The organism is Thioalkalivibrio denitrificans, from assembly GCF_002000365.1.
Lineage (GTDB): Bacteria > Pseudomonadota > Gammaproteobacteria > Ectothiorhodospirales > Ectothiorhodospiraceae > Thioalkalivibrio_A > Thioalkalivibrio_A denitrificans.
Genome location: NZ_MVBK01000018.1, coordinates 7,301 through 30,366 on the forward strand (window position 1 = coordinate 7,301; position 23,066 = coordinate 30,366).

The following is a 23,066-nucleotide window of genomic DNA, read 5'->3' on the forward strand; positions in this document are numbered from 1 at the left end:
AAGGATGAAGGATGAATGGAGGTCGGATCATGGAGGATCTGGAGAGTCGAACGAAGCGCTATGCGCTAGCGGCGATCCGTGTGTACCGGCGCCTGCCCGGTGATTCGGTGGGGCGGGTGCTGGGGCGGCAGCTGCTTCGTTCCGGGACCTCGGTGGGCGCGCACTACCGCGAAGCAAAGCGGGCGAGGTCGACCGCGGAGTTCGTCGCCAAGATCGGCGGTGGGCTCCAGGAACTGGAAGAGACGCGATACTGGTGTGAATTGCTGGATGAGGCCTGCGAGCTGCCGTCCAGCCACCTGAAGACATTTCTTCAGGAAACAGACGAGTTGATAGCGATACTGACGCAATGCGCCAAGAACGCAAGACACAGATCGGGGATGAAGGCGAAGGGGCCCGCGGGTTGATTCATCCTTCATCCTTCATCCTTCATCCTTCCACAGGAGCCCTCCTGTGGAAACGCTAATGGCCTTCGCCGTCGGCGGCCTCTATGCCGCCGCTATCTACATGATGTTGCGCCGCTCCATCGTGAAGCTGGTGATCGGGCTCATTTTGCTGTCCAACGCCGCCAACCTGCTGATCTTCACGGCGGCGGGCATGGACCGGGGGCTTCCGCCGCTGGTGCCGGAGGGGGCGCTGGTGCCCGATGGGCCGGTGGCGGATCCGCTGGCGCAGGCGCTGATTCTCACCGCCATCGTGATCGGTTTTGGCGTGCTGGCTTTTGCCGTGGTGCTCATCCACCGGGCGTACGAGGTGGTGGGTGCTGATGATATGGACCAGATGAAGGATACCGACACATGACCACGGTGGTGGCATTGCCGGTTATCGTTCCGCTGCTTGCGGGCGCCGTATCGCTGGCCCTGTGGCAGTCGCGCATGGCCCAGCGCGTCATCGGCGTGATCGGCACGCTGGCGCTTATGTGGGTGTCGGTGGATCTCCTGCTCGCCACCTGGCGCGAAGGCATCCTCGTCATGCACATGGGGGGCTGGCAGGCCCCGTTCGGGATCGTGCTGGTGTCCGACATGCTCGGCGCCATCATGGTGGTGCTCACCGCCATCATCGGGCTCCCGGTCGCCATCTATTCGCTCTCCGGCGTGAGCGCGCGTCATGAGCACTTCGGGTATTACCCGCTGATGCACCTGCTGCTCGCCGGCGTCAACGGCGCGTTCCTGACAGGCGACATCTTCAACCTCTATGTGTGGTTCGAGGTCATGCTGGTGGCCTCGTTTGCGCTGCTGATCCTGGGCGGCGAGCGCGCGCAGATGGAAGGGGCCATCAAGTACGTCACCCTGAACCTGTTGTCCTCGGTCCTGCTGCTCTCGGGCATCGGGCTGCTCTACGGCCTGACCGGCACCCTCAACATGGCCGATCTGGCCGTGAAGCTGCGCGACGTGGAGGACCCGGGGATCATCACGGTCATCGCCATGCTCTTCATGGTGTCGTTCGGCATCAAGGCGGCGGCGTTTCCGTTCTTCTTCTGGCTGCCGGCCTCCTATCACACGCCGTTGGTGGCCGTGTCGGCGTTGTTCGCCGGCCTCCTCACCAAGGTGGGGGTATATGCTCTGTTCCGGGCGTTTTCGCTGATCTTCGACCAGGACGTGGGCTATACGCATACGCTGCTGCTGTGGATGGCGGGGCTGACCATGCTCACGGGCGTGCTCGGGGCGGCAGCGCAGTTCGAGATGCGGCGCATCCTGTCGTTCCACATCATCAGCCAGATCGGTTACATGATCCTGGGGCTTGCACTGTTCACGCCCCTGGCGATCGTGGGTGGCGTCTTCTACATCATGCATCACATCATCGTGAAGGCGAACCTGTTCCTGGTGAGCGGCGTGGTGCATCGGCTCAAGGGTACCCACGAACTCAAGCAGCTGGGCGGTTTGTACCGCACCCATCCATGGCTGGGTGTGCTGTTCATGGTGCCCGCCCTCTCGCTGGCCGGCATGCCGCCGCTGTCCGGGTTCTTTGCCAAGTTCATTCTTATTCGTGCGGGTGTGGAGGTGCAGTCCTGGTGGATCGTGGGCGTGGCGCTGCTGGTGGGTCTGCTGACGCTTTATTCCATGATCAAGATCTGGGCGGAGGTCTTCTGGAAGGCGCAACCGGAGAACACTGACGTGAAGGCCGTGGCCGCACCGGTGCAGGGCGGCGGACTGTGGCTCATGGTGGTGCCCATTGCCGGTCTCGCCCTGCTGACGCTTTTCATCGGTCTCTACGGTCAGCCCATCTATCTGCTGGCCGAGCGTGCCGCCATGGAGATGCTTGATCCCTCGCTGTACATCGAGGCGGTTCTGGGAGGGCAGGGCTCATGATTGCGCTCACCTGGAACATCGTGCTGGCGCTGATCTGGGTGTCCCTCTCAGGTCACTTCACCGCCATCAACCTGTTGATCGGTTTCGTACTGGGCTACCTGATCCTCGCCTATGCCCTGCGCGACCTGCCCGTGTTCGCCAACTATGCGCGCAAGGGACCGCGCTTCGTGCGGTTCGTCGGCTTCTTCATCAAGGAGCTGGTCAAGTCCAACCTGCGCGTGGCCCATGACGTGCTCACACCCACTCACCACATGCGCCCGGCGGTGATCGCCTTTCCATTGATAGCCGAGAGCGACGGAGAGATCACCATCCTGGCCAACCTGATTTCGCTCACCCCCGGCACGCTGAGCCTCGATGTCTCCAGTGACCGGAAGGTGCTCTACATCCACGTCATGTACTTCGACGACGAGGCCGAAGTGCACGCCAGTATCCGTTACATGGAGACCCGGATGCTGGAAGTGCTGCGCTGACCCGGAGAAATCATGCTCACTGTTGCCGCGATCATCGCCTACCTTCTGCTCGGCCTGGCGCTGCTGTTTAGCCTGATCCGGCTGGTGCGCGGACCCAGCCTGCCGGACCGTGTGGTGGCGCTGGAGCTGATCGCATCGCTCACGGTGGGTTTCATTGCCGTGTACGTGATCACCAGCGGCAAGACCGCATTTCTGGACGTGGCCCTGGTGCTCGCACTGACCGCCTTCCTGGCCGCCATCGGGTTTGCCAGGTACCTGGAGAAGGGAGGGCATCGCGAAGATGATTGAATTCGTCACCGGTTTCTTCCTGATCGTCGGCGCGGGTTTCATGCTGGTGGCCGGCCTCGGCGTCTGGCGCATGCCGGACCTGCTCACCCGAATGCATGCCACCACCAAGGCCGGCGTGCTGGGCGCGGGCCTCATGCTGGTGGGTGTGGGCGTGTACTTCTGGGAGGTCAATGTGCTCGTGCGCGTGATCGCGGTGATCGGCTTCCTCATGCTCACCGCCCCCGTGGCCGCCCACATGATCGGACGTGCCGGCTATTTCGTGGGCGTGCCTCTGTGGGAGCACACACTCAAAGACGAACTGAAAGGGCAATACGACGAGAACACGCATACCCTGGCGAGCCCGCCGACGGCTGCGCAGCAGCCGAAGGATGAAGGATAGCCTTTGGAAGGATGAAGGATGAAGGATGAAGGCAGAATGTAACGCCGGAACTTCCTCCCCTCACGGTGAGGGCGGGGTGGTTTCATTCATCCTTCAACCTTCATCCTTCAACCTTTGATTCAACCACCTCGACCCCCACTTCCACGTTCCCCTGCAGCACCTTGTGCACCGGGCACAGATCCAGCATGCGGCGCAGGGTCTGGCGGGCCATTTCGTCCAGCGGGGTGGCGATGTGCAGGGTGACGTTCATGTGTTCGATGGCGCAGTGCTGGATGCTCACTTTCCAGTCGATATCGATGCGCATCGCGGTGGGCAGGTTGCGGCGCTCCAGGAAGCGGCCGGCGAACTCGGACAGGCAGCCGGCGAGGGCCGTGGCCAGGTGTTCCACCGGGCGCAGGCCGAACGGGCCTTGCTCGTCGGAATCCGGCCAGCTTGACGCCAGTTCCAGGCGGCCGTCCGGGTGGCGGTGAAAGACGAGTACGCCCTCACCGGCGGAGCCGTTACCCGGCGACGCCATGGGGCAGGTGGCCTGCGGAGTGCGGGAAGCGGGCCGGCTGAGGAGGTCCGTATCCATCATGATTCCAGAGGCTAGAACCCGTTCCGGCCTGGCGAAACTGCCTGAAAGGGATATACCACTCAATCTGAATGGGATATCCGGGGCGGGATTCGGTAAATTGATGTGGTCCCGATCCGTATGCTGCCACTCACGCGCCGGTCGGGATCCGCGGCCATCCGCTTCATCCCTGGGAGACGTCCATTGAACCGTGTGAGTAACGACCCGTTCGCCCGCCAGGGGCTGAACGTGGGCATCCTGGCCGGCAGCCAGGCCTTCTACAACATGACCGCGATCACGGTCATGACCCTGAGCGGTCTGGTGGGCCTGCACCTGAGCCCGGATCCCGCGCTGGCCACGCTGCCGGTGTCCTTCATGATGCTGGGCACGCTGTTCGCCACGCTTCCCGCCTCGCTGTTCATGCAGCGCGTGGGGCGGCGCACGGGGTTCCTGGTGGGTGCGACCCTGGGTGGTCTGGGCGGTCTGCTCAGCGTCTGGTCCATCGGCATCGAATCCTTCTGGATGTTCTGCGTCTCCAGCATGTTGTTCGGGTTCTACCAGGCCTTCGCCATGTATTACCGGTTCGCTGCCGCGGACGTGGCGCGACCGCAGTGGCGCAGCAAGGCCATCTCACTAGTCCTGGCGGGCGGCGTGGTGGCGGCGTTTCTGGGGCCCATCAACGCCAGCCGGGCCACGGACCTGCTGCCGGGGTTGCCCAATGCCGGCCCCTATGCCGTGGTGGCCGTGCTCGCGGCGCTGGCGGTGCTGCTGCTGGTGAACCTGCGCGTGCCGCCGATCCGTGAACCCGACAGTGACGACCCCCGGCGCCCGCTGGCGGTCATCGCGGCCCAGCCGGCGTTCGTGGTGGCGCTGATCTGCGGGGCCCTGGGCTACGGCATCATGGTGCTGGTGATGACGGCCACGCCGTTGGCCATGCGCGGCGCCGGCTTCAGCATGAACGAGGCGGCGTTCGTCATGCAGTGGCATGTGCTCGGCATGTTTGCGCCCTCGTTTGTCACCGGGCACCTGATTGCCCGCTACGGTGTATTCAACATCCTCACCGCCGGTGCCGTGTTGCTGGGCGCGGCCGGGTTCATCGCCGCGTCGGGTCAGACACTCCCCCATTTCTGGTCTGCACTGCTGCTGCTCGGCATTGGCTGGAACTTCCTGTTCGTGGGCGGCAGCCATCTCCTGACCCTCACCCACACACCCGCGGAGCGCGGCAAGACCCAGGGCGTGAACGACCTGACCATCTTTGCCGTGGTCGCCGCCGGTTCGCTTCTCTCCGGCGTGCTCATCCACAAGGTGGGCTGGGCGACGCTGAACCTCACCATGATGCCGTTCGTGCTCGTGGTGCTGTTTGCGGTATTGTGGTTGAGAAGGCGAGCCACATAGGGCGGGCCGCGCCCGCCGCCGGGTGGCACGGTGTGGCGGCCATGGGAAGCATGGATCCGTATCTGTCAGACATGAGTCAGCACATGTCCGATCGGTCATTACAAAACGTGCGGCAGGCACAGGGGACGGATGGCGACCTGTGGCCCTCGCCCCGTTACCACCGGCTGGTGAGATCGCTGCAGCGGCGTGTGGGGGAGGAGATCCACATTTCCGTGGTCTCCTTCAACGGGTCCTTCCGCAAGGAAGGGCAGGCATACCGCCTGCTGGATGTAGTCCCCTATCCGAATCCCCGCGCGCACCCGCATCCGCCCAAGCGCGCCTACCCCCACATGCTGGTGCTGGAGTCCGTGCGCGGGGATTCGGATAGGGNNTGCTGGAGTCCGTGCGCGGGCCAGGGCGTGACGATCTCTACTGGCGCAGCGGCCAGTACCACGGCGGCGCCGTCAACCTGGCGCATGTGGGCAGTATCAGCACGTGCGCCTTTCCGCAGAAGGCATCCGAGTATCTCTACGCGAACCTCGACCTGCTGGCGGCCTACTTCGGACGGACGCCGCAGGCATTGCTCGCGTCCCGCATTGTCCCGGCGCGCGTCTGCGTGGAGGCGGATGGCGGTGCTGCGCCGCCGGGGCTTCTGCCTAGGGCAAAGAAATCCGGCGGCACTCCCGGGAACGGTTGATCCCGGGCCGCCTATCCCGGACATTGCACCAAGGCGGCCGGCGGCGAGGTACAAACTGTCAACGCGGCCTTTCAGCCAGATACGCCGATTTATGCCGCTCATTCAGAAGGTTGCACGAAGCCGTCGGCCGCCTTGGTGCAATGTCCGGGCTATACTCCCGGTTGACTGCGCCTTCGCGAGGCAGTCGCTTTACCGTTCCTGAGGAGGTATGCCCTGTCCGTGCCTGCCGACATCCGCGACATCACCATGGCCGACGCCGGCCGCAACCGAATCGAGTGGGCCTGGGCGGAGATGCCGGTGCTGCTGGGGCTGCATGAGCCCTTCCGCGCACAACAACCGCTGGAAGGCCTGCGGATCAGCGGCTGCCTGCACATCACCACCGAGACCGCCAACCTGGCCCGCGTGCTGCAGGCCGGTGGTGCACAGGTGGTGCTCTGCGCCAGTAATCCGCTCAGCACCCAGGACGACGTGGCCGCCGCACTGGTGCGCGACTTCGCCATCCCCGTGCATGCCATCCGCGGCGAGGACACCGAAACCTACTACCGCCACATCGCCGCCGCCCTGGACCACCGCCCGCAGATCACTCTGGACGACGGCGCTGATCTGGTCTCGGAGCTCCACAAGCATCGCACCGAACTGCTGGAGGGCATTGTCGGCGGCACCGAGGAGACCACCACCGGCGTGATCAGGCTGCGCGCCATGGCCCGGGAGGGGGCGTTGCGCTATCCCATCGTGGCCGTCAACGACGCGCACACCAAGCACCTGTTCGACAACCGCTACGGCACCGGGCAGAGCGCCCTGGACGGCATCATCCGCGCCACCAACATCCTGCTGGCTGGGCGCACCTTCACTGTGGTGGGCTACGGCTGGTGCGGGCGCGGTCTGGCCCTGCGTGCCCGGGGGCACGGGGCGCACGTGGTGGTCTGCGAGGTGGAGCCGCTCCGGGCCCTGGAGGCCGTCATGGACGGCTACACGGTGATGCCGCTGATGGATGCCGCGGCCCGTTCCGACTTCATGGTCACCGTGACCGGTGACAAGCATGCCATCGACCGCGCCCATTTCGACGTGATGAAAGACGGCTGCGTGCTGGCCAACGCCGGTCACTTCAACGTGGAACTCAACCTGGAGGCGCTGGCGGAGATGGCCGTGGAGTGTACGCGACCGCGCCCCGAGGTGCAGGAGTACCGCCTGGCCAACGGGCGACGCATCCGCGTGCTGAGCGAGGGGCGGCTGGTGAATCTCGCGGCCGCCGAGGGCCACCCGGCTGCGGTGATGGACATGAGCTTCGCCAATCAGGCCCTTGCCGTCGCCTGGCTCGCCCGGGATGGCCGGGGCCTTTCCCCCCAGGTCCATCCGGTGCCCGACGAGATCGACCGGGAGGTGGCCGCACTGAAGCTTGCGGCGCTCGGCGTGCATATCGATAGCCTGACCGACCAGCAGCGGGAATACCTTTCCAGTTGGGGCGAGGGGACGTGAGGTTTGGGTGAGGCGATAGGCGATAGGCGTGAAACCACCCCCACCCTGGCCCTCCCCCTGAGGGGGAGGGGATTATGGCTGAATCATTGGGAGAAATGAGCTGCGGCCGAGTTCGGCCCCCTCGTCCGCCGAGTCCCCGCTGTTGGCCCACCTATCGCCTAACGCCTCCCGCCTCACCCAAGGAATCACAGCCGTCGGCCGAAGCTCTCCGTCCTGTACCGCTCCACCTGCAACGTGTCCGACCAGCCGTCCGGTGGCAGGCCTGCCTTGATCCTGAGCTCGCGCAGGAACGCCCGCGGCTCGGGGACCGAAGCCCAGACGGCCGGCAGGAAGGTGCCCCGATGTCCTCCGTCCTTCAGGATCAGCCCGTCGACGCCCGGGCGGAGCTGCTCGATCAGTTCCGCCTCGGAGTTGAAATGCATGGGTTCAGGGGGCGTGAGCAGGGAGATCTGCAGTTCGAGACCGTCCAGCTCCGCTTCATCGAGCGGGGGAAAGCGCGGGTCCCGGAAGCCTGCGGCGTAGGCATTGTGCACCACGTCCTCCACCAGGGGCCGGACGGGCTCCACCGCACCGATGCAGCCGCGCAGCAGGCCATGGCGCTTCAGTGTGACGAAACTGGCCCGCTTCTCACGCAGTGCCTCGGGTTCCGCGGCCGGATCGACTGGCAACGGCCGCTCGTGGTTCAGGCCGTGCCAGATGCTCTGCTCGGCCACCTCCAGCAGCCGTTCACGCAGGGCTTCGTCCGGGAGCGTCATTCAGTGGACCAGATACGCGCCGTATCCCACCACGCTGTTCCGCGGTCCGGCCGTGTCGCCGGAGTTGCGCAGGTCGACGCGGGTGACGTGCATGCCGCGTCTGCGGGCCACCTCCAGCAGGCCGCTGATGGGCACCCGGCCGCAGGCGTCCTCGAAATCGATCGTTTCCCACTGGAGTTGCTCAATGGCGCGGGAGGTGCGGCCGTCCATCAGTCTGGCGGTGTCGTAATCGTGAAAGTGAGAGAGATCCGAACTGATCACGATGAGCGTTTCGGCGCCGCCCCAGAGCCGCTCGAGCACCTCCGCCACCTGCGCCGCCGGGGCGTTGCCCGCGACCAGCGGCACCAGCGTGAAGTCCGCCAGCAGCGTCTGCAGGAAGGGCAGGTGCACTTCCAGGCTGTGTTCCTGCCGGTGGGCCTCGTCCAGGCAACGCACCTGGGGCAATTGCTCAATCTCCACCACGGCCGCGCGGTCCACCGGCACGTCCCCCAGCGGGGTGCGGAAGTGCCCGGCGCTGGAGGTGGCCAGCCCCGTCAAGGGGACCCGGTGCGAGGGTCCGAGCAGCACCACCCGGCGCACCGTCTCGCGCATCGACATGAGGCGGGTGTAGGCCGAGGCGGCCACGGGACCGGAGTAGGGGTAACCCGCGTGGGGCACGATCAGCGCCTTGGGGGGTGGCCCGTCGGGAGCGACATCGCGCAGGTAGCCGGCCAACAGGCCGCGGAGTTCCTCAGGATTGTCCGGGTAGAACAGGCCGGCCACTGCCGGCTCGCGCACGTTGCTCATGGGACACCCCGTGCATGAACTAGTATCAGGTTAGACGATCATAGCAGCACGAGGTGCCGAAGCGCGGTGCCGGTGAGGTGAATCATGCAGCAGGAAAAACCCGTTCTGGGTCACGTGGATCCGGAGAGCATCGTCGACACCCGCTACTGGCACGTCCTGGAGGACGGGCGCGTGCAGTGCGACCTCTGTCCCCGCTACTGCAAGATGCGCGAGGGCCAGCGGGGCCTGTGTTTCGTGCGCGCCAACATGGGCGGACGGGTGGTCTTGACCACCTACGGGCGCTCCAGCGGCTATTGCGTGGACCCCATCGAGAAGAAGCCGCTCAACCACTTCCTGCCCGGTACCCCGGTGCTGTCCTTCGGCACCGCGGGCTGCAACCTGGCGTGCAAGTTCTGCCAGAACTGGGACATCAGCAAGTCCCGGGAGATGGACACCCTCATGGACCGGGCGGATCCGCAGACCATCGCGCGTGCGGCCGAGCAGCTCGGGTGCGCCAGCGTCGCCTACACCTACAACGATCCCATCATCTTCCATGAGTACGCCATCGACGTGGCGAAGGCCTGCCGCGAACGGGGCATCAAGTCGGTGGCGGTCACCTCCGGCTACGTGTGCGAGGCACCGCGCAACGAGTTCTACGAATACATGGATGCCGCCAACGTGGACCTCAAGGCGTTCACCGAGGACTTCTACCACAAGGTGACCGGCGGTCATCTGCAGCCGGTGCTGGACACCCTGAAGTATCTCAAGCACGAGACCGGCGTCTGGCTGGAGACCACCACCCTGCTCATCCCGGGCCTCAACGATTCCGACCAGGAGCTGGACCAGATGACCCGCTGGGTGGTCAGTGAACTGGGCCCCGACGTACCCATGCATTTCACGGCCTTCCATCCGGACTGGAAGATGCTGGACCGCCCGTCCACACCGCGCGCCACCCTCACGCGGGCGCGAGAGATCGCGCTCGCCAACGGCGTGCGCTATGCCTATACCGGCAACGTCCACGACCCCGCCGGGCAGAGCACGTACTGCCACCAGTGCGGCGAACGCCTGATCGAGCGCGACGGCTACGAACTGGGGGAGTGGAATCTCACCGCAGACGGGCACTGCCGTTTCTGCAACACCCCCTGCGCTGGCGTGTTCCAGGCCGAGCCCGGCCACTGGGGCAGCCGGCGCATGCCGGTGCGTTTGCGGGATCTCGCCGCGGCGGAGCGATCGCAGGGCATCTGACCGCGAGGCGTGACGGCGCTGGCGATCTCAAGGTCATAGGGCGGCCCGTGGCCGCCGGGCGGTACCCAAGGGTCACACGCGTCGGCGGCCACGGGCCGCCCTATGCACATGGCCTGCTCTAGGAGCCTATGCAATATCCCGGTTAGCGGCCCATCATGCCGTCCCGCATCATGCCGCGGCCCTCACCGTCCATCATGCCGCGACCACGCTCCATCATGCCCGGGCCGCGTGGGGCGGTGCGCATCTGCTCGCGCTGTTCCTCCGTCAGCACGCCGCGCATTTCATTCATGGCTCGCACGCGCGCCTCGATCATCGGGCGCTTGAGCTCGGCCATGCGGGCGTGAGCCTCGCCCACTGCAGCCGGGTCCGGGTCCTCGGAGGCCATCAGTTCGTGCATGTCCTCCTTGACCTCCATCAGTCGGCCCATGTTCTCCCAGTTCTGGCGGCGCAACTCCCGCTGAATGCGGCGCATCTCGGTCTTTTGCTCATCGGTCAGGTTCATGCCGTAACCCATGCCCATACCGGGTCCCATCATGCCCATGCCGGGTCCCATACCCATACCGGGTCCCATCATGCCCATACCGGGTCCCATGCCCATGCCGGGTCCCATCATGCCCATACCGGGTCCCATGCCCATGCCGGGTCCCATGCCCATGCCGTAGCCCATACCCATGCCGGGTCCCATGCCCATGCCCATGCCCATGCCGGGACCCATCATGCCGCCCATCATGGGGCATCCGCCCATCATGCCCATGCCATAGCCGGGGCCCCAAGGGCCCATGCCGCCCTGCATGCCGGGCATCATGCCCATGCCGCCGCGTTGCTGTTGTTGCATCATGGGCATGTCGTCACGCTCATCCATGGGCATGCCATGCTGGGCGGTCAGCGCCGTCGCCGGTGCGAGTGTCAGCGCGAGCAGGCCGCTGGCGGCCAGGTTTCTGATCTGTCGGGTCGTCTTCATGTTGAGATCTCCTCTCGTGTCGGGAATGTCAGGAACGCCGGTGGGTGCGCCACCGGCGGTCAGATTGCTCACCTCGGGGGATGAACATAGGTAAACCTCGCGCTCACCGGCGCATCGATGCCGGGCCGCGCGACCGTGATCCGGATGTCGTAAGGGCCTTCGCCGCGCAAGGTGAAGTAATTGCCGTAGGTGACGGTGTCGTCGATGCGCATGGTCTCGAGTGGTCGGGTCACGCCGGCCAGACCCACAGCTGCGACACGTGCCTCGACCCGCGCATCCTTGATCTGGGCTCCGCTTCCCTCATCGAACACCGCTGCCATTACATGAAAGGCGTGTCGGCCGCGCGGGATGCCGTTGTGCATCACTTCCTCGGGGTCGCCCTCGTGACGGCCTTGAATCATCGCCGCCGGCAGCACCCCCAGGTACACGACAACCCCGTTCGCCACCTGCCGGTATTCGGGATCCGCTGCGGCTGTATTGAAACCCAGCATGGCCACTGCGAGTGACACGGCGATCATGCTGGACATGACATGCCGAATTTTCATAGTGCCCTCCTCGACGTTCCGGAACCGTTGCGCCGGCCCGTGCTTTCCTTGTCGCGCAGGGAAGTCGCGGCGGAGCGAAGGGCGGCTTCTGAACGATGCGACTCGTACCACAGGTACAACAGGATCAACGGGCAAGACAGCATCACGGCGACCAGGAGCAGGGTCCAGAGCGACCAGCCCCACCACCACACCACCAGCGCCGCGGTACCGGGCATCAGCACAAGACAGACGGCTTTGTTGACGGTGCGCATCGAAGGCATGGGAATCACCCTGTCGACAGTTTTGCGCGCTTGAGCAGCATCGAGTTGCCGATCACCGACAGCGAACTGGCGGTCATGGCAATCACGCCGATCATGGGGTGCAGCAGGCCGACGGCGGCGATGGGGATTGCGGCGCCGTTGTAGAACCAGGCCCAGAACAGGTTGTGCACGATCTTGCGGAATGTCAGGCGCGAGAGCCGGATGGCCTCCACCACCTTGGTCAACTCGCCGGACACCAGGGTCACGTCGGCGGCCTCGATGGCCACGTCGGCGCCGGCGCCGATGGCGATGCCCACGTTGGCCTGCATCAACGCCGGGGCGTCGTTGATGCCGTCGCCCACCATGGCCACGTGGGGGCCGAAGCGCTCCTGGAGTTTGCGGATTTCGTCCACCTTCCCCTCGGGCAGGACGCCCGCGAGCACCTCGTCGATGCCTACCTCCTCGGCCACGGCGCGCGCCGCCCGCTCGTTGTCGCCGGTGACCATGGCCACCTTGAGCCCCAGGGCGTGCATGGCCTCGATGGCCCGCTTCGATTCGGGCTTGAGGGTGTCGGCCACGGCGACGATGCCAACGGCCTGCCCGTCGCGCGCCACCAGCACCGCGGTGCGGCCCCTGGATTCCAGTTGGGCGAGGTCTTCGTCCAGCGCCTCCAGCCCCTGCACACCGGATTCCTCCAGCAGGCGCCGGTTGCCGATCAGGACCCGCGCGCCCTCCACGGTGCCCTCGACCCCCCGGGCCGTAACCGATCGGAAGCTCTCCACCGGGGAGATCTCCACGCCGCGGCCCTTCGCACCGTCCACCACGGCGCGGGCCAGGGGATGCTCGGAGGCGTTTTCCACGGCGGCGGCAAGCCGCAGCACCGCTTGCTCATCCCCGTCGGCAGCCACCACGTCAGTGAGTTCCGGCTCGCCCCGGGTGATGGTGCCGGTCTTGTCCAGTACCACCATGCGGATGTCCTTGAGCGTCTGGATGGCCTCGCCGGAGCGGATCAGCACGCCGCGTTCGGCACCCAGCCCCGAACCCACCATCAGAGCCGTGGGCGTGGCGAGCCCCAGGGCGCAGGGACAGGCGATCACCAGCACCGCGATGGCGGCGAGCAGCGCCAGGATCACCGGCCCGGCCTCCGGGTTCACCCATGGCAGGAAGCCCGCGCCCCAGTCCAGGATCGGACGCAGCGGTTCGGGAAAGAGCAACCAGGCAAAAAGACTCGCCAGCGCGATCGCGATCACCGCCGGTACGAAGCGGGCCGTCACCCGGTCGGCAAACTCCTGGATGGGCACTTTCGAGGATTGGGCCTGTTCCACCAGTTTGATGACCTGGGAAAGGAAGGTGTCTGCGCCCACCCGGGTGGCCCTGATCTTGAGTCGGCCCTCCTTGTTGATGGTGGCCCCCAGTACCGGGGCGCCGGGGGACTTCTCCACCGGAATGGACTCCCCGGTGGCGATGGACTCGTCCACATGGCTGTCGCCTTCCACCACTTCTCCGTCGGTGGGGATCTTCTCGCCCGGACGCACGATCATCACATCGCCGATGGACAGTGCCTTGACCGGTACTTCCACCTCCTCGCCGTCGCGTTCCACGCGTGCCGTCTTGGCCCCCAGGGTGAGCAGCTTGCGGATCGCCTGGGATGCGCGGCCCTTGGCGCGGTTCTCCAGATACCGCCCCAGCAGGTGGAAAGTCATGATGGTGGCGGCCATCTCGATGAACGAGGTCATGGGGTAGACAAAGCCCACCAGGCCGATGAGATAGGGCGGCAGGCTGCCCATGGAGATGAGCACGTCCATGTTCGCGGTGCGGTTGGTCAGCGAGCGCCAGGCGGAGACGTGAGTGGCCCAGCCGCCGTAGAGAAACACCACGGGGAAGGCCAGCGCCGCGATCACGGCCAGGTAGGCGGGTATGGGTGCGACGAACATGTGCACCATCATCAGCACCATGATCAGCGTGGTGGGTACCGCCGCGATCACGAAGCGCCGCCAGGCACGGGTCAGGTAGGCCGACTCCACGTCCGCCTCTTCGTCGGGTGCTTCGGTCGAGACCGAGGCCACCTCGTAGCCGGCCCGCTCCACGGCGGCCCGCAGTGCCTCTGGCGCGGGTCCGTCGGCGGCTGGTTTCACGATGACCTGATGGTTGGAGATATTGGTACGGATCTCCCCCACGCCAGCCAGGCGCTGCAGGGAGTCCTTGACCAGACCTGCGCAGTGGTCGGAGCCCATGCCGGGCACGACCAGCCGGACTTCGGCGAGGGAAGATGCTGCCTGGCCGGAACCGGAGTCCGCGGCCACTTCATAACCGGCACGCTCCACCGCCTTGCGAAGCGTGCCGCGGTCGACGCGGGCGGGATCGAACTCGACGTCCACGCGATGGTTCGTGATGTTGGTGCGCACCTCGCCCACACCCGGCAGCCGGCGCAATGAGGAGGAGACGATCCCGGCGCAATGGTCGGAACCCATGCCGGGCACGGTGAGCGTGGCTGATTCGAGCGCGTTGACGGCGTCGTTCGGCTCGGCACCGGCTGCATGGGCAGTCTGATCAGATCTGTTCATTCAAGCGGGCTCCCGTTGCATTGCATTGAGCGGTTCGGTGTGTGGGTATCCTGTGGGTCTCGCCGGGTTCAATCCGCTGCCACGGCCATCTGGTGGCCTTCACCCGCCGGCAGTGCGATGGTCGCGATGACCTCGAGGGACGCCTGGTCGATCACCCAGATCACCGGGTCCTTGCGGCTGGACACGTACACGACACCGGTGCCGGGGATGGTGTTGAGGTGATAGGGCGCGGGCGCCAGCGGCACAGAGCGCATCTTCCCGTTCGAGGTATCCACTGCGGTCAGGGTCTCCCCCTGCTGGCTGCTCACGAACAGGGTTGTTCCGTCGTCGCCCATGTCCAGACCGTGTACGTTGGCACCGATCTCATAGGTCGTGCCCACTTTCCCGCTGGCCACCGACACCGCCGACACCGTGCCGGCCCGTGGATTGGTCACATAAATGGTTTGCTCGTCCGATGAGAAGACCATGTGTTCCGGCGAAGGGCCGGCCTCCAGGGTGCGCAACGGCGTCCAGGTCGCCAGATCGATTTCGGTGATCGTGTTGTTGCCGCTATTGCTGACGTAGGCACGGTCTCCTTCCCGGGTGATCAATGCGTAATTGGGCGCCGGGCCGGTGGCGACGCGCTTTATGATCGTGTTGCTCGTCAGGTCGAGCACGCTGACATCGCCCCGGGTGGTGTGCGTGGAGATTACATACCGCCCGTCGGGGGTGATGGCCTGGTGATGAGTCCAGCCGGCCACGGGGATGGTGAGCATCACGTGGCCGTGTGCCGGGTGGATCAGGTACAGGCGGCTCGTGGGCGTTTCGTGGGCGGCGCCCGGAGGCGCCGCTGTCTCCGCCAGGCTTCCGGCGATCAGATATTCGCCGTCCGGTGTCACCACGAGCCCGTGGGGGTTCTCGACACCCTCGTAGCGCGCCGTGATCCGATGCGTAGCCGCATCCACCGCGATCACCTGGTTGCCCGCCCCCAGGGGGATGTAGACGGTGGGGCCGCCCATGGCGCCAATCGGCCAGGCAAGCGCCGCCAGGATGATCGTCGTGCGAACGGGTCTAAACATGATGGTCTCCTTGGGGTTGCGCAGGTTCATCGGTCGCTGAGCAGGTACTTGATCAGGGCTGCGAGTCCCAGCACGATCAGCGCAAGGATCAGTACCCAGGTCAGCGAGTGTCCGAGGCCGAAACCCCACATCCAGCCGGTGCCTTGTTCGTGCATCATGGAAGTCCTCCGGAAACAGTTGCGCAGTGCGTCATCGGTGCGTGCGCGATGGTGTCGTCAGGATTGGCCTCATGCCGGATCAACGGCACGGGGCGGGCGGCCGGGAGCCGGCCGTCGACTACCGGAAGGTCAGCGGACTTTGGGGGGGTGTCCCGGAGGCGGGAAGTGCACGTCAGCGAGTGCGGCGACAGAAGACACGGCAGGGTCCGTGTCGGACAGGGAGAACGTGACCACCGGAGAGGGCAGGGCGGTCGCACCGTGACCGCACTTCATCAGGCAGGGGGCATCGCAGCAGGTGCCGTCCGCCCGGGACTGATCCGCATCCGCCTGATCGGTGTGCAGGCCGTCGGCGGGCGCTGTGCCCGACTCGGGACAATGCACCGAGACCGCATGCTCACCCGCCATGCCCACCATGGCCAGGGCGCTGCCGACCGGCGCCATGATCAGCGACACGGCGATCAGCAGGGTCAGAAGGCGGCGGAGGGGGGCGTCCATGTCAGGCGGGGTCTCGCTTGGGCGGAAAACTGAAATACGAGTGTAGCAACTGTGGGCCCACATGCGAGCCGGTATGGTCCGATGCATGATTGAGGTCAAGGTGTGTCGGAAGATCACCGACAGGCGCCTGTCGGGGTTCCTGGAGTAGGGCGTTTAGCGAAGCGCATCCGCCGGGCCTGCATCCGGGACACAGGTTGCGGCTACGCCTTGTCGGGTCTGCGAGCCTGTCTCGCGCGATGGTTTTCCACCAGAAGAGTAGCCGTAGGTCGGCCTTCAGGCCGACAACCGTGGCCCGCCAGACACCGAAGTCGGGCTGAAGCCCGACCTGCAAGCCGGCGAGACAGGCCGAGAGGCCGCAACAGCGACACGATTCCCTGGGCAGGTTCCTTACAGCACCGGCGCCAGCAAGTAAGCCGCCCGCGAGGCCACCCGGTGCCAGAGCGGAAGCCGCTCCAGATCCTCCAAGGTCATCTCCCGGGAACGGGCGAAGTCCGCCTCGAACATGGTATCCAGTTCGGCCGCGAACCCGCTGTCGAGGACCATCGCGGTCACCTCGAAGTTGAGCCGGAAGGATCGGTTGTCCAGGTTCACCGTGCCCACTGCGCCACCCACCTCGTCCACCACGAAGGACTTGCCGTGCAGGAAGCCGTCCTGGTAGCGGTAGATGCGCACGCCTGCCTCGAGAAGCGGTCCGATAAAGGCGTAGGCGGCGTAATAGGTGAGTATGTTGTCCGGACGCTCCGGGATGAGGATGCGCACGTCCACGCCGCTCAGGGCTGCAAGCTTGAGCATGCCGAGCACACCCTCGTCGGGCACGAAGTAGGGGCTCGCGATCCAGACACGATGGTGGGCGGCGTGGATGCTCTGCTGCATCATGAGGCTCGCCGTTTCGAAGCGGTCGGCGGGGCCCGAGGGCAGGATCAGCACGGGCACGCCGTGGCCAGTGCGCCTCAGCGGTTCCCAGGGCAGGTCCGGGATCTCGTCGGTCGCCCAGTGCCAGTCTTCCAGGAACACCGCCTGCAGGGCGAGCGCGGCCGGGCCCTCGATCCGCAGGTGCGTGTCGCGCCATGGGCCGATGCGTACGTTGCGACCCAGGTATTCATCGGCCACGTTGAGGCCACCCACCCAGGCGCGCTCCCCGTCGGCCACGACGATCTTGCGGTGGTTGCGGAAATTGAGCTGAAAGCGGTTGCCCCAGCCGCGCGTGGAATGAAAGTGATGCACGCGAACGCCCGCCGCACGCAATGTGTCCAGGTAAGTGGCGGGCAGGCGGTAGCTGCCGATCTCGTCGTACAGAAAGTACACCTCCACGCCGGCCCGGGCCCGCTCGATGAGCCGGCGCTGCAGTTCGAGGCCTACCCCGTCCGCGCGCACGATGTAGAACTGCACCAGCAGGTAGCGTTGTGCCGCGTCGATGCCGGTGAAGATGTCCTCGAAGGCCGCCTCGCCATCCACCAGCAGGTGCACGTCGTTGCCGCCGAGGATGGGCCACTTGGCCAGCGCCTCCACTCCGTACAGATGCTTGTCCGGTGTGTCGGGTTCGAAACGGTGAAACAGGAGTTCCTTTGTCTTGGGTGCGAGCGCCGCCGCCAGGGCGGAGTCCACGTCCCGGCGGGCGATCACGTAGCCCTGAAACCGGTCGCGGCCGAAAACCCAATAGGCGGGCACGGCCACGTAGGGCACCGCATTGAGGGAGACGATCCAGGCCACCGTGCCCTGGGGCGTGCGGGTGGACATGAGTGCATCGATAGAGGAGGCAAAGCCCAGCAGGTGGGCGACGATCAGGACGGCCGCCCACCAGCGCCATCGCCGACGCCGGGGCGCTGCCGGTGTCTGCGCAAGGGGAGTATCGCCTGTCATGAGGGGTGGGTGCGATCTCTATGTACGTTGTTCACACGGGGGACTGAAACCCAAGGGTGTTCGCGTAGGAGCCCGGCCCTCCGGGCGAACCGACCGTAGGTGGAATATTCGCCCGGAGGGCCGGGCTCCTACAGCTCCGAGTTTCCCGCCCGGGTCTTCCGATGATCCATCCGGGTTACACATCCCGCAAGGATCGTGCTTCGCGTATCCCGCGCCCGTGCGAGAGACCCCGGTACCCTGTCCGTGGAGAACCCGGTGGCTTGTCACAGCCAGAGGCTTCAACGCCGCGCCAACCATAGCCCGAAGATCGGCAACACAATCCATTGCAGCATCGGCGTCAGGCCCGCATTGACGAGCGGCACGATCGGCATAATGTCACGGTAGGCCCAGGCCTCGCGTACTTCCACGTTGAGCCATTCGCTGAAGATGGTGTATCCGAGGCCCAGGATCACCGCGGCAATGCCCACACGCACATAGCCGTCCGCCGGCCACGCCGGCGTGCCGAACACGAACAGCGCGATCACCAGCGCGCTCAGTGCAATGAGGACATCGCCCACCGTGCAGTGCAGGCCGTAGAGAATGATCTGCTCCGTGGTGCCTGTTTCCCACAGGGTGTAGAGCGGCATGTGGGCGAATTCCCACACCAGGTTGCCGACCGCGATGAACAGCAGGTATCGGCGAAGGACGTGCAGCCAGGATCGGTTGCCGTTGAAGGAGATCATGGTTCTTTCCTCCTCCGCATGTGCCTGCGCATCAGGCGGCTTACGACCACGCCTGCGCCGACAGCCAGCAGGGAGACCACGACCAGCGAGGGTACGCCCTGCCATGGCAGCCAGTGCCAGAGCAGCCAGTGTTCCAGGGTCATGCCGGGATCATGGGTCATGTCTGCTGCATCCATTCGTGGGTCAGTGTTCAGCGTTCAGCGTTCAGCGTTCAGCGTTCAGCATTCAGCGCTCAGCACTCAGCACTCAGCGTTCAGCCTTCGGCCTTGCGTTCATTCGATGCCGGCTTCGCGTTGCTCCTGTCGGATCCACGCGATGATGTGTGCGGCGTCCTCGCCGTCCACGGCGGGGACCGGCGGCATGTCGCCGAATTCCCAGTGATGCTGGTGCGTGCCCCGGGCGATGGCGATGTAGAAGGCGAGATCGGAGTGATGTGAGGGCTCGTAGATCCGGTGGATCAGCGGCGGACCCTGGTCGGTGCCCAGGGCATCGGCACCGTGGCACTCCATGCAGTTGGCCTGGAAGAGTTCACGGCCGCGGCGCACGTCGGTCTGGAACCCCTCGGGCGGTATGCGGAAGTCCTCGCGGGGGGTGACGGCCTGCGCCGGTGCTTGGCTGGGCGCTGCCTCGCTGCGCGCGGGTGGCTCCGATGGCTGCGCGGTTTCGGGGGATTCCCCGCACCCGGCCAGCAGTCCCAGGCCCAGAAGTGCGGTGATCAGGGGGATGCGGATGTTCATGTCGTGTCTCCAGTGTTCCATCAGGTGGGCCGGGCGGGCGCCGGCATCTGTCGGCGCCCGCCCGGGGATCAGTGGCCGTGATGGCCGGCATGTCCGGCCGGCGCCGTGGCCGGGGGTGGTGCCTTCGCCTCCGCCTCGAAGCCTTCATACTCGATGAGCATGATCATACCCATGGCGGCGTGATGCAGTTCATGACAGTGAAGCACCCAGATGCCCGGGTTGTCGGCGGTGAACTCCACATCGAAGCGTTCGCCGGGCGCCAGTGTCACGACGTCACGCATCTGCCGCGCGGCCTCGGGTACCGCATTGCCGTCTATGGCGACCACCTCGAAGGAGTGTCCATGGATGTGCATGGGATGAATGCTCATGGAGCCGGCATTGATCATGCGGATGCGCACCCGCTCGCCCTCGCGCACCTTAAGTGAAGGCACGTCCGGGTAGCTTCGCCCGTTGAGGGTGAACAGGTTGTAGCCGCCGGTGGCGTGGTCACCGCCGATCTCGTGCTCGTGGCCGCCGGTGGCCACCACCTGGTTCATGCCCTCCGCACCCAGTTGCCACTCGCCCAGCAGCAGGGTCATCTCCTTGTCGAAGCTGCGGCTGCCGTCCTTCGGTTCCACGATGAACGACCCCGACAGGCCCATGTCCATCTGCACCGACTCGTCCCCGTGGTGGGAGCCGTGGGTGTGGTAGAAGCGGGTACCCGCGGGAACGGCATCGAACTCATAGACGAAGGTCTCGCCGGGCATGACCGCCTTCTGGGTGACCCCCGGTACCCCATCCATGGCGAAAGGCACGTGCAGGCCGTGCCAGTGCAGGCTGGTGGGCACGGGCAGGTTGTTGGTGAACCTGATCCGGACCCTGTCACCCTCGGTTGCACGGATCTCGGGTCCGGGCACCTGGCCGTTGTAGCCCCAGGCGAGGATCGTTCTCCCCTCCGCGTAGGCCCAGCGTATGGGCTCGGCCGTGAGTTCGAACTCCTTTACGCCGTCGCGTTCCGTGTACGGCAGCCGTGCGACCGCATCGGCGGGGCCGCGCAGCGGAATGTCCTCCACGCGGTCGTAGCCCATCATGGCGCGCAGGGTCTTGGCATCCACCTCGCCGTGAGCGTCGTGGCCGGCGTGTCCGTTGCCGTGCATCTGCTCGTGCATTTGGTGCATGTCGTGGTCCCCGTGATCGCGCGCGGACTGGGCAAGGACGGGGAGCGAGGCGCTCGAGACGGCCAGGCCGCCCATGGCGAGGCCTGTGCGCAGGAATTGGCGTCGGCCGGAGTTCTCCGGGGTACGTGTACGCTTGTCTTTCATGTTTCTGTCTCCACTGCTGGATCGTGCCGGTCTCCGCGCGGTAGTGCCTGCGCGGAAACGCTTGCTTCAGGAGGCCCCGAGGGGCCCGGATCAGGCGGAGGCAGAGATGGGTGGACGAAACACCACGCCCGGGGGAGGCGTTGCACGAAGCGGGGAGGGAAGGCTTGTCAGGATGGGCGCTCCGGCCGCTTGAGCGCCCGCCCGGGTGGGAGGCGCGTGACAACCGCTGCAGCCGCTGCAAGGGCCGCCGCACAGGAGGTTGGCACAGTCTTGCATCGCAAGGGCCGCATCACTGTCTGCGTTCGGGCCGTGCATTTCCCCCTCGTGGTGTTCGACCGCGTGGGTGACCGTCCCGTGATGTCCGGCGTGCAGGTGCGCCTCGGGATGCCCGGGTGCATCTCCATCTGCCATGGCCGCCAGCAGCGGGCCGCTCACCGGCAGCAGGGCGAGCACGACGGCCAGCAAGAGGCAGAGGAGTTGTCGTGGGTGGGCGTGCAAGCTATCCGGTTCCCTGTCTGTCACATCTGGACTCGGTCCAGAAGGCTAGCACAGTCAGACCCCGGGGTGGAGCCACGGGTTCCGGGTCAGACCAGAATCCACTCGGCGAGCACCAGCACCGCCACCGTCACCACCACCAGCGACAGCAGGCTGAGTCGCCAGCCCGCATGCACCATGTCCGGCACGGTGATGCGGCCGCTGCCGAACACGATGGCATTGGGCGGCGTGGCCACGGGCAGCATGAAGGCGCAGGAGGCGGCCAGCGCCACCGGCACCGTCAGCAGCACCGGATGCTGTCCGAGCGTCAGGGCAAGCGCCGCCGCCAGCGGCAGCAGCGTGGCGGCAGTGGCGGTGTTGCTGGTGACGTGGCTCAGCAGCATGGCGGACAAGGCCACCATCAGCACCACGATGGCCACGGGGAAACCTGCCAGGCCGCCCAGGGCCACGGCCACGGTGTCTGACAGGCCGCTGCTGCCGATGGCTGTGCCCAGGCTCAGGCCGCCACCTACGAGCACCAGGACGCCCCAGGGAAGATGCTGGGTCGCCTCCCAGTCCAGGAGATTCGTCCGTCGTCCGCCGCCCGCCGGTATCAGAAACAACGCCAGCGCACCCAGGATCGCGATGCCGGGATCGGTGAGCGAGAGTCCGGGGATAGCCTTGTCCAGCAGGGGACGCGTCAGCCAGGCCAGTGCCACGGCGGCGAACACCACGGCCACGCGGCGCTCGGGGCCGGACACCGGGCCCAGGGCTTCGTGCTGATGGCGTATCAGACTGTCGATGCCATCCACGCGCCGGCGCGCCAGCGGGAAGGCCCACCGGCACAGTACCCACCAGCAGATGCCGAGCAGCAGGAGGGAGACGGGCAGCCCTACCGCTATCCATTGCACGAAGCCGATGTTCATGTCGTGATGGTCGTTGAGGTAGCCGGCGAGCAATGCGTTGGGGGGCGTGCCGATGAGTGTCGCCATGCCGCCGATGTTGGCGGCGAAGGCGATGCCGAGCAGCAGCGCGACGGCGAAGTTGCGACCCTCGGCCTCGGTGATGCCCTGGTCCTCCAGCAGCACCAGCACCGAGATGCCGATGGGCAGCATGAGCGCCGCCGTGGCGGTATTGCTTACCCACATGCTGAGCCCGGCAGTGGCCGCCATGAAGCCGCCCACGAGCTGATCCAGACGCTGGCCCGTGGCGCCGAGGATCCACAACGCGATGCGCTTGTGCAGGTTCCAGCGCTGCAGGCCCAGGGCGATGACGAACCCCCCGAGGAACAGGAAAATCAGGGGATTGGCATAGGGCGCGGCCGCCTCCGCGATGTCGGAAACGCCCAGCAGTGGCAGCAGCGCCACCGGCAGCAGGGCGGTGACGGGAATGGGTACCGCCTCGGTGACCCACCAGGTGGCCATGAGCACCGTGAGCCCCGCCACCTGCCAGGCCGGCAGGGGGACCTCCCCCGGCGGTCCGGTCCAGATCATGATCACGACCAGGGCCGGTCCGAGCACCAGTCCGAGCCGTTGACGCCAGGGTGGCGGCGGCGGGGTCTCCGCAGGGGGCGGTGTGCTCGAGGCGTCGCTCATGGGGTGTTCGGGCAGCCGGTTGGACCGACCTGCATTCTGCCGTCAGGAG

General features: G+C 66.1%; 26 protein-coding genes. 10 read left to right on the forward strand and 16 right to left on the reverse strand.

Features of this window, described 5'->3' with window-relative positions; genetic code table 11:
- Positions 1-29 precede the first annotated feature (29 nt).
- The 6 genes from B1C78_RS02900 to mnhG are packed head-to-tail and all read left to right on the forward strand — an operon-like array spanning position 30 to position 3,443.
- The gene (locus B1C78_RS02900; RefSeq protein WP_077277739.1) at positions 30-404 is read left to right on the forward strand and encodes a four helix bundle protein; all 375 of its coding nucleotides are present in this window, start codon (positions 30-32) and stop codon (positions 402-404) included.
- Between the two features lie 46 nt (positions 405-450).
- Complete coding sequence (locus B1C78_RS02905) at positions 451-798, forward strand: Na+/H+ antiporter subunit C (protein WP_077277644.1); 348 nt, start codon at positions 451-453, stop codon at positions 796-798.
- Positions 795-2,306 carry a Na+/H+ antiporter subunit D gene (locus B1C78_RS02910; RefSeq protein ID WP_077277645.1) on the forward strand — a complete coding sequence of 504 codons (1,512 nt, stop codon included), beginning with the start codon at positions 795-797 and terminating at the stop codon, positions 2,304-2,306. The genes B1C78_RS02905 and B1C78_RS02910 overlap by 4 nt, the downstream gene beginning before the upstream one ends.
- Positions 2,303-2,776, forward strand: a complete 474-nt coding sequence (locus tag B1C78_RS02915; protein WP_077277646.1) for a Na+/H+ antiporter subunit E — start codon at positions 2,303-2,305, stop codon at positions 2,774-2,776. The genes B1C78_RS02910 and B1C78_RS02915 overlap by 4 nt, the downstream gene beginning before the upstream one ends.
- A 12-nt stretch (positions 2,777-2,788) precedes the next feature.
- Positions 2,789-3,064, forward strand: coding sequence for a monovalent cation/H+ antiporter complex subunit F (locus tag B1C78_RS02920; RefSeq protein ID WP_077277647.1), 276 nt, complete (start codon positions 2,789-2,791; stop codon positions 3,062-3,064).
- Positions 3,057-3,443 (forward strand): monovalent cation/H(+) antiporter subunit G, encoded by a 387-nt coding sequence (gene mnhG / locus B1C78_RS02925; protein WP_077277648.1) that lies wholly within the window; start codon positions 3,057-3,059, stop codon positions 3,441-3,443. Before B1C78_RS02920 ends, mnhG begins: the two co-directional genes overlap by 8 nt.
- Before the next feature lie 100 nt (positions 3,444-3,543).
- Here the strand turns inward: mnhG and B1C78_RS02930 are convergent, their stop codons facing one another.
- Positions 3,544-4,017 carry an OsmC family protein gene (locus B1C78_RS02930; protein WP_077277740.1) on the reverse strand — a complete coding sequence of 158 codons (474 nt, stop codon included), beginning with the start codon at positions 4,015-4,017 and terminating at the stop codon, positions 3,544-3,546.
- A gap of 192 nt (positions 4,018-4,209) precedes the next feature.
- Here B1C78_RS02930 and B1C78_RS02935 point away from each other — a divergent pair, with 192 nt between their 5' ends.
- From B1C78_RS02935 to B1C78_RS02945, 3 genes are all read left to right on the forward strand, one after another.
- Positions 4,210-5,391, forward strand: coding sequence for an MFS transporter (locus tag B1C78_RS02935; protein WP_245795285.1), 1,182 nt, complete (start codon positions 4,210-4,212; stop codon positions 5,389-5,391).
- Between the two features lie 382 nt (positions 5,392-5,773).
- On the forward strand, positions 5,774-6,067 hold the full coding sequence (locus B1C78_RS02940) for a hypothetical protein (protein WP_077277650.1): 294 nt from the start codon (positions 5,774-5,776) through the stop codon (positions 6,065-6,067).
- A 219-nt stretch (positions 6,068-6,286) separates the two neighbouring features.
- On the forward strand, positions 6,287-7,543 hold the full coding sequence (locus tag B1C78_RS02945) for an adenosylhomocysteinase (protein ID WP_245795280.1): 1,257 nt from the start codon (positions 6,287-6,289) through the stop codon (positions 7,541-7,543).
- A gap of 185 nt (positions 7,544-7,728) precedes the next feature.
- On the opposite strand, the gene amrA is transcribed toward B1C78_RS02945, so the two are convergent.
- Both amrA and amrB read right to left on the reverse strand, forming a co-directional pair.
- A complete protein-coding gene (amrA, locus tag B1C78_RS02950) occupies positions 7,729-8,298 on the reverse strand; it encodes an AmmeMemoRadiSam system protein A (protein WP_077277652.1) in 570 nt (189 codons plus the stop codon).
- The gene (gene amrB, locus B1C78_RS02955; protein WP_077277653.1) at positions 8,299-9,084 is read right to left on the reverse strand and encodes an AmmeMemoRadiSam system protein B; all 786 of its coding nucleotides are present in this window, start codon (positions 9,082-9,084) and stop codon (positions 8,299-8,301) included. It lies immediately after the preceding gene.
- Positions 9,085-9,168: 84 nt separating this feature from the next.
- Here amrB and amrS point away from each other — a divergent pair, with 84 nt between their 5' ends.
- Complete coding sequence (amrS, locus tag B1C78_RS02960) at positions 9,169-10,308, forward strand: AmmeMemoRadiSam system radical SAM enzyme (protein ID WP_077277654.1); 1,140 nt, start codon at positions 9,169-9,171, stop codon at positions 10,306-10,308.
- Between the two features lie 142 nt (positions 10,309-10,450).
- On the opposite strand, the gene B1C78_RS02965 is transcribed toward amrS, so the two are convergent.
- The 13 genes from B1C78_RS02965 to B1C78_RS03020 all read right to left on the reverse strand — a co-directional run bounded on the left by B1C78_RS02965 (position 10,451) and on the right by B1C78_RS03020 (position 23,017).
- The gene (locus tag B1C78_RS02965) at positions 10,451-11,269 is read right to left on the reverse strand and encodes a Spy/CpxP family protein refolding chaperone (protein WP_077277655.1); all 819 of its coding nucleotides are present in this window, start codon (positions 11,267-11,269) and stop codon (positions 10,451-10,453) included.
- A 68-nt stretch (positions 11,270-11,337) separates the two neighbouring features.
- The gene (locus tag B1C78_RS02970) at positions 11,338-11,814 is read right to left on the reverse strand and encodes a hypothetical protein (protein ID WP_077277656.1); all 477 of its coding nucleotides are present in this window, start codon (positions 11,812-11,814) and stop codon (positions 11,338-11,340) included.
- Positions 11,811-12,074, reverse strand: coding sequence for a hypothetical protein (locus B1C78_RS02975; protein ID WP_077277657.1), 264 nt, complete (start codon positions 12,072-12,074; stop codon positions 11,811-11,813). The genes B1C78_RS02970 and B1C78_RS02975 overlap by 4 nt, the downstream gene beginning before the upstream one ends.
- Before the next feature lie 5 nt (positions 12,075-12,079).
- The gene (locus B1C78_RS02980; RefSeq protein WP_077277658.1) at positions 12,080-14,617 is read right to left on the reverse strand and encodes a heavy metal translocating P-type ATPase; all 2,538 of its coding nucleotides are present in this window, start codon (positions 14,615-14,617) and stop codon (positions 12,080-12,082) included.
- A gap of 68 nt (positions 14,618-14,685) precedes the next feature.
- Positions 14,686-15,675: a YncE family protein gene (locus B1C78_RS02985; protein ID WP_077277741.1), complete on the reverse strand. Its 990-nt coding sequence runs from the start codon at positions 15,673-15,675 to the stop codon at positions 14,686-14,688.
- Between the two features lie 26 nt (positions 15,676-15,701).
- Positions 15,702-15,833 carry a hypothetical protein gene (locus B1C78_RS17925; protein ID WP_281250593.1) on the reverse strand — a complete coding sequence of 44 codons (132 nt, stop codon included), beginning with the start codon at positions 15,831-15,833 and terminating at the stop codon, positions 15,702-15,704.
- Positions 15,834-15,962: 129 nt separating this feature from the next.
- The gene (locus B1C78_RS02990; protein WP_077277659.1) at positions 15,963-16,328 is read right to left on the reverse strand and encodes a hypothetical protein; all 366 of its coding nucleotides are present in this window, start codon (positions 16,326-16,328) and stop codon (positions 15,963-15,965) included.
- Between the two features lie 387 nt (positions 16,329-16,715).
- Positions 16,716-18,188 (reverse strand): cardiolipin synthase, encoded by a 1,473-nt coding sequence (cls, locus tag B1C78_RS02995; protein WP_077277660.1) that lies wholly within the window; start codon positions 18,186-18,188, stop codon positions 16,716-16,718.
- A gap of 278 nt (positions 18,189-18,466) precedes the next feature.
- Positions 18,467-18,910, reverse strand: a complete 444-nt coding sequence (locus B1C78_RS03000; protein WP_077277661.1) for a hypothetical protein — start codon at positions 18,908-18,910, stop codon at positions 18,467-18,469.
- Entirely contained in the window at positions 18,907-19,071 is a 165-nt protein-coding gene (locus B1C78_RS17575; protein WP_175628219.1) for a hypothetical protein, read from the reverse strand. Before B1C78_RS17575 ends, B1C78_RS03000 begins: the two co-directional genes overlap by 4 nt.
- A gap of 111 nt (positions 19,072-19,182) precedes the next feature.
- A complete protein-coding gene (locus B1C78_RS03010; protein WP_077277663.1) occupies positions 19,183-19,647 on the reverse strand; it encodes a c-type cytochrome in 465 nt (154 codons plus the stop codon).
- Between the two features lie 68 nt (positions 19,648-19,715).
- Positions 19,716-20,948 carry a multicopper oxidase family protein gene (locus tag B1C78_RS03015; protein ID WP_077277664.1) on the reverse strand — a complete coding sequence of 411 codons (1,233 nt, stop codon included), beginning with the start codon at positions 20,946-20,948 and terminating at the stop codon, positions 19,716-19,718.
- A gap of 584 nt (positions 20,949-21,532) precedes the next feature.
- A complete protein-coding gene (locus B1C78_RS03020; protein WP_077277665.1) occupies positions 21,533-23,017 on the reverse strand; it encodes an SLC13 family permease in 1,485 nt (494 codons plus the stop codon).
- Between the last annotated feature and the right edge of the window lie 49 nt (positions 23,018-23,066).

Bases quoted from the DNA above. Each gene is read 5' to 3' on its own strand.
- B1C78_RS02900 (WP_077277739.1), top strand. From the start codon at position 30: ATGGAGGATCTGGAGAGTCGAACGAAGCGCTATGCGCTAGCGGCGATC.
- B1C78_RS02910 (WP_077277645.1), top strand. From the start codon at position 795: ATGACCACGGTGGTGGCATTGCCGGTTATCGTTCCGCTGCTTGCGGGC.
- B1C78_RS02915 (WP_077277646.1), top strand. From the start codon at position 2,303: ATGATTGCGCTCACCTGGAACATCGTGCTGGCGCTGATCTGGGTGTCC.
- B1C78_RS02920 (WP_077277647.1), top strand. From the start codon at position 2,789: ATGCTCACTGTTGCCGCGATCATCGCCTACCTTCTGCTCGGCCTGGCG.
- mnhG (WP_077277648.1), top strand. From the start codon at position 3,057: ATGATTGAATTCGTCACCGGTTTCTTCCTGATCGTCGGCGCGGGTTTC.
- B1C78_RS02930 (WP_077277740.1), bottom strand. From the start codon at position 4,017: ATGGATACGGACCTCCTCAGCCGGCCCGCTTCCCGCACTCCGCAGGCC.
- amrA (WP_077277652.1), bottom strand. From the start codon at position 8,298: ATGACGCTCCCGGACGAAGCCCTGCGTGAACGGCTGCTGGAGGTGGCC.
- amrB (WP_077277653.1), bottom strand. From the start codon at position 9,084: ATGAGCAACGTGCGCGAGCCGGCAGTGGCCGGCCTGTTCTACCCGGAC.
- amrS (WP_077277654.1), top strand. From the start codon at position 9,169: ATGCAGCAGGAAAAACCCGTTCTGGGTCACGTGGATCCGGAGAGCATC.
- B1C78_RS02965 (WP_077277655.1), bottom strand. From the start codon at position 11,269: ATGAAGACGACCCGACAGATCAGAAACCTGGCCGCCAGCGGCCTGCTC.
- B1C78_RS02970 (WP_077277656.1), bottom strand. From the start codon at position 11,814: ATGAAAATTCGGCATGTCATGTCCAGCATGATCGCCGTGTCACTCGCA.
- B1C78_RS02975 (WP_077277657.1), bottom strand. From the start codon at position 12,074: ATGCCTTCGATGCGCACCGTCAACAAAGCCGTCTGTCTTGTGCTGATG.
- B1C78_RS02980 (WP_077277658.1), bottom strand. From the start codon at position 14,617: ATGAACAGATCTGATCAGACTGCCCATGCAGCCGGTGCCGAGCCGAAC.
- B1C78_RS02985 (WP_077277741.1), bottom strand. From the start codon at position 15,675: ATGTTTAGACCCGTTCGCACGACGATCATCCTGGCGGCGCTTGCCTGG.
- B1C78_RS17925 (WP_281250593.1), bottom strand. From the start codon at position 15,833: ATGATGCACGAACAAGGCACCGGCTGGATGTGGGGTTTCGGCCTCGGA.
- B1C78_RS02990 (WP_077277659.1), bottom strand. From the start codon at position 16,328: ATGGACGCCCCCCTCCGCCGCCTTCTGACCCTGCTGATCGCCGTGTCG.
- cls (WP_077277660.1), bottom strand. From the start codon at position 18,188: ATGACAGGCGATACTCCCCTTGCGCAGACACCGGCAGCGCCCCGGCGT.
- B1C78_RS03000 (WP_077277661.1), bottom strand. From the start codon at position 18,910: ATGATCTCCTTCAACGGCAACCGATCCTGGCTGCACGTCCTTCGCCGA.
- B1C78_RS17575 (WP_175628219.1), bottom strand. From the start codon at position 19,071: ATGACCCATGATCCCGGCATGACCCTGGAACACTGGCTGCTCTGGCAC.
- B1C78_RS03010 (WP_077277663.1), bottom strand. From the start codon at position 19,647: ATGAACATCCGCATCCCCCTGATCACCGCACTTCTGGGCCTGGGACTG.
- B1C78_RS03015 (WP_077277664.1), bottom strand. From the start codon at position 20,948: ATGAAAGACAAGCGTACACGTACCCCGGAGAACTCCGGCCGACGCCAA.
- B1C78_RS03020 (WP_077277665.1), bottom strand. From the start codon at position 23,017: ATGAGCGACGCCTCGAGCACACCGCCCCCTGCGGAGACCCCGCCGCCG.